This window comes from Ruegeria sp. CH8 (genome assembly GCF_056536985.1).
On sequence record NZ_JBQFQR010000062.1, the window covers coordinates 1 to 4,205 of the forward strand.

Here is a 4,205-nt window from a genome sequence, read left to right on the forward strand (position 1 = left end):
AGCATTTGACGCCTGGAATGCCGCCACTCGAGCTGCTTGAAGTCCGGGCATCAGCATTCCTTGGTGGGTCGGAAGTTAACGTGACAACACCGTTTTGCGCGCTCATCCTGGCGCTTTTGCAGAATGGCGCTGATGATGATCTTGCGTTCTTTCAGCTCTGCATTGACGGACGCCGAGCGCATGGCCTGCGCCACTGCACCGGCAAAGCCGGTTGGATCTGTGATGACATGACCCGTCTCAGCCGGGACGGTCAGTCGATGAACATAGAATGCCACCTCATTGGGTGTTGTGCGCAACACACGCTCAAACCGTTCGGCCAGGAACTCGAATTCGTTTTCGTCCAGAGTGTTTGCGTTGATTCCGGTGATTTCTGCAGCGGCGATAAGGCCACCGTTGCGTGTGGAAATAACCTCATCGTCCACGACATAGCCATAAGGCAACATCTGAAAGAGGCTCATTTCATCCTTGCGCCAGCTCGGCTCGATCAACGAGCGGGCAAGGGTCCACAAATCCTGTGCAGCAGGCTTAGGCACTATAGTAATCTCCCCCATGATACTGGCGGTTTTTGGTGCGCGGAGTTTTGGAAAGGGTTACGGACACGACGCGGAAGAAAGCCGGTTCCCATTCGTAAAAGAGGCGAAGCCCGGTGTAGAAAACAAAACCCGCAATGATTGCTGGTGCTATCCCGAACATGACGAACGAAAGCATAGTCATCCCGAGGATCACCAGCAGATAGATCACGGGTAGGCCGCCCCATTCTGCGGGGCGGCTCAGGCCGCGAAAGACCGTATTGCGGCGCGGCATCAATCAGGCTCCGATGAATGTATCAGCGAGGCCGATAACAGCACCGACGACGATAGCGATTACAGGGCCTTTCAACGAACCCCAGCCGAACACATAGGCGAGACAGCCCCAGATGAAGCCGACAGCGGCAAGGCTGACGCCAACGACCTTCGAGTCGGCCAGCGTTTCGTTGATGAAATCGCCAATGGCATCTTGCAGCCAGCCAGCGGAGGCGGGCGCTGCTGTGATGATGAACGCAGTGATCGCGAAAAACGCCATCTGCTGGTAGTAGTGGGTTCTTTTCATAGGTCTTTACTCACTTTGCTGAGGATGGTCCGCACGTAGTTGCGGGTTTCTGTGAAGGGGGGGACGCCGCCATATTCGACGACGCGGTGAGGCCCGGCGTTGTAGGCGGCGAGCGCCAGTTTCCAGTCTCCGAACTCACGGTACTGCGCTGCCAAATAGCGAGCGCCACCGTCGAGATTTTCAGCAGGGTTCTTTGGGTTCACGCCCAGGTCTTTTGCCGTTCCCGGCATGAGCTGTGCGAAACCGATGGCACCCTTGGGCGACAGGGCATCAGCCCGATACCGGCTTTCCTGCCAGACCAGTGCCATGAACAACTCGGTCGGAATGTCATGCCGATCCGCCGCTGCATGGATTTCCTTGACGATCCGCTCTTGCGACCAGCCACCAGAGGCTTTGCGAGGCCGTGGCGCTTTTCGCGCAATCTCGATCTTTGCCGTGCGCTTCGCTTTGGGCGATTGCGGTTGCTCGTCTAGCTCATATTCCCGCATCCGGATCGGTTTATCTTCGCGGTATGGTCCAGGCGGATGAACGCGGTGAATTGAACCTGATATCCAGTTTCATGGGACTGTTGGCGCGAAGAGCCCGGGAAGAGGAAGGCGGGCTTCAGCAAGACCACAAGAACCAAATTTAGCCTTGGCGGGTTATCGGTTGCCAGCTTTTCAAATTCGTGTGTCTCATCGGCAGGTTTTTGCTCTGTTTCCACCTCCAGAACAGAACTGTATTCAAATCTGTGATTGGCTACGGGAATTCCCGAGTAGTTTGTTCAGCTTTAGGTTGCTATGCGGCCCCGACGGTAACGCGGAACAGAAAGACGATCTATGAAAATCGCGGATATTGGCAATTCTGAGCTGGATTTCAGGCAAACCGGTGAGGCACGCCTCCAGGAAATTTGCCAAAGATTTGGGTTTGAAAACGCCTCCTACGCCCATATCGACAAGCATCATAATGTTGTTCACGGGTGCACCACGTTTCCCGAGGAATGGGTCAGGTACTACGTCGACAACGATCTGGTTCTAGCCGATCCCCTCATTCGGTTCGGTGCCAACATGATTGCGCCGGTAGACTGGACTGTATTTGATGAGCAGCGTGAACAAGCGCCGCTATTCGACGCAGCCAGAAAATTTGGAGTGGGTCAGAACGGTCTTTCCATTCCGGTTATCAACCCGTTTGGCGAGCGCGGTGTATTTACGGTTACGTCCAACCTGCCCCGATCCGAGTGGGATGCTTTGATCGCGAGAATGCTCCCTGCCCTACGCCATGAAGCACAGGTTCTACACTTGCTTGCCCTCGATGTCATCGAAACCGTATTCAACTTCCCTTCGGATTCCCTGTCTGGGGATGAACTGGATGTATTGAAAATGCTCGCGTCGGGGTTGATACCGTCTGTCATTGCCAAGCAAATGGGCCGCTCTTCCCGAATGGTAGAGGTCCTGACTGCTTCCATCACCACCAAGCTCAAAAGCCGGACGATTGAACAGGCGGTCGCCCGGGCAGTCAGTACCGGTTTTCTTAAGTGGAGCGATTTCTTTGCCGACCCGGTGGCAGAATTGGTCAATAAGGAAAGTCAGCGGCTCTGCGGTGGGATCGTGCGTTGGGGTGGTAGGTCCCACGAACTAATTGGTTTTGAAGACGGCAGACTGGTTCGGAACGTTGATAGCTTTCAGTCTGTCGAGATCACGGACCTCGCGAGAGAGTTTAACTTGAGTGCAAACGAGGTGGTCGAGGAACTTGGGTGTAACCGTGATCAAAGATTGTGGATCAGGTATCTCTGAATTCGGCAAAAACGCATTGCTTCATCTTTGAAAAGACCGAAGGCGCATGTTTCACATAATTTCACTTCTGCGTTTTAGAATGACTTCATAACCATAGTTATCCGTACCCCAGATGGCGAACATGCGCTTGGCCTTACCAGATGATACGTACCGGCAGTATCCCCAGACCATCGAGGCCTCTTTGTTTATTTAATTGTGAAGCCGGTGTGCGATCATCGAAGGGTAAGAAAAGCTGTTACCCTTGCGCAGGAAGACGACTTCGTTGTCAAGACGCGGCTCGACTTCTACGGTCAGGACAATCGTTTGTTGTTCACCTTCAACGGAATATCTTTCAAACGGCTCTAGCGGGGTGCCCGCACCCAAAACGTAAGCGAGACTGGGTCAGATAGCATTGCCCCGATAGGGTGCTGGACAAAAGCTCATCCTCAAACCGAAGAACTTGGGCTCAACCGATATCAATGCGCGGGGATCAGATTCCTTTGAACGGCGTTGGCGTGCCAATACGATATAGAGGGATATGCAGGGAAGTTTGTTTCTGGATAGTAATGGCAATAAAACACGTTCGTTCGCGCCCAATATTGACTGTTGTTTGCAGCAGCTTATACTACTCAGTAGTATACATGAGGCTTGATATGAGCGTTAAAGCATCAATATCGCTGACTGAGTCACAAGACGCCTACGCGCGGAATCTTGTCGCCCAAGGTCATTACGCCAGCCTGTCCGCCGTGCTTCAGCATGGGCTTGAACTGATGCGTGAGCAATCGCAAAACACTGACGCACTGCGAGAGCTGCTGGATCAGCGTCGAAACGGAACCTTCACTACTCTCGAAGAGGGCAAGGAGCGTACCAAAGACATGATCGCACGCAAGCGGGCTGCGCGTGGTCTATAAAGTCGTTCGCGCCGAAGAAGTCACCTCAGATCTCGATCTCATATTTGACTATCTTGTTGAAACCGCTGAGCACTTTGGCGAAGATCTGGAAACCGCTTTTCTGCGCGCTGAGAAGCGCGTCATAGAGATTCAGGAGAGCCTCGAAAGCCTGGCGAACGTTCCACATCAAGGCACCCTAAGACCACATCTCGGCAATAACATTCGGAACGTAACCAAGATCAAAGCGATCATTTATTTTGAAGTCGACGATGACAAACTGATCGTACGCGTACTCGCTGTCTTCTATAGTGGTCAAAACCACGATGCGCACATTCTGCTGCGCCTATTGTCCTGACCCCACGCATACATTGGCCGAGCGATCGGTGTCAACGGCGGTGAGAAAGTCTGCCATTGGGCGGAGCAAAAGTCGTCCACTGTTTGGGTGACCGGCGCCTTGGCAAACGCGCTCCCAAAT

General features: G+C 53.4%; 7 protein-coding genes. 3 read left to right on the forward strand and 4 right to left on the reverse strand.

Translation table 11 applies throughout. The features are described 5' to 3' along the window. Positions 1-50 precede the first annotated feature (50 nt). The 4 genes from ACR0ER_RS25430 to ACR0ER_RS25445 are packed head-to-tail and all read right to left on the reverse strand — an operon-like array spanning position 51 to position 1,577. Complete coding sequence (locus ACR0ER_RS25430; RefSeq protein ID WP_480771253.1) at positions 51-533, reverse strand: hypothetical protein; 483 nt, start codon at positions 531-533, stop codon at positions 51-53. Further along, positions 526-804 carry a VirB3 family type IV secretion system protein gene (locus ACR0ER_RS25435; RefSeq protein ID WP_480771254.1) on the reverse strand — a complete coding sequence of 93 codons (279 nt, stop codon included), beginning with the start codon at positions 802-804 and terminating at the stop codon, positions 526-528. The genes ACR0ER_RS25430 and ACR0ER_RS25435 overlap by 8 nt, the downstream gene beginning before the upstream one ends. A gap of 3 nt (positions 805-807) precedes the next feature. Continuing rightward, on the reverse strand, positions 808-1,089 hold the full coding sequence (locus ACR0ER_RS25440) for a hypothetical protein (RefSeq protein WP_480771255.1): 282 nt from the start codon (positions 1,087-1,089) through the stop codon (positions 808-810). Next, positions 1,086-1,577 (reverse strand): lytic transglycosylase domain-containing protein, encoded by a 492-nt coding sequence (locus ACR0ER_RS25445; RefSeq protein ID WP_480771256.1) that lies wholly within the window; start codon positions 1,575-1,577, stop codon positions 1,086-1,088. Before ACR0ER_RS25445 ends, ACR0ER_RS25440 begins: the two co-directional genes overlap by 4 nt. Positions 1,578-1,907: 330 nt before the next feature. On the opposite strand from ACR0ER_RS25445, the gene ACR0ER_RS25450 reads away from it, so the two are divergent. The 3 genes from ACR0ER_RS25450 (at position 1,908) to ACR0ER_RS25460 (ending at position 4,085) form a co-directional block, all read left to right on the forward strand. Next, complete coding sequence (locus tag ACR0ER_RS25450) at positions 1,908-2,861, forward strand: LuxR family transcriptional regulator (protein ID WP_170570583.1); 954 nt, start codon at positions 1,908-1,910, stop codon at positions 2,859-2,861. Positions 2,862-3,493: 632 nt separating this feature from the next. Beyond that, positions 3,494-3,751 carry a ribbon-helix-helix domain-containing protein gene (locus ACR0ER_RS25455; RefSeq protein WP_170418358.1) on the forward strand — a complete coding sequence of 86 codons (258 nt, stop codon included), beginning with the start codon at positions 3,494-3,496 and terminating at the stop codon, positions 3,749-3,751. Beyond that, positions 3,741-4,085 (forward strand): type II toxin-antitoxin system RelE/ParE family toxin, encoded by a 345-nt coding sequence (locus ACR0ER_RS25460; protein ID WP_170418355.1) that lies wholly within the window; start codon positions 3,741-3,743, stop codon positions 4,083-4,085. The genes ACR0ER_RS25455 and ACR0ER_RS25460 overlap by 11 nt, the downstream gene beginning before the upstream one ends. The last annotated feature ends 120 nt before the right edge of the window (positions 4,086-4,205 follow it).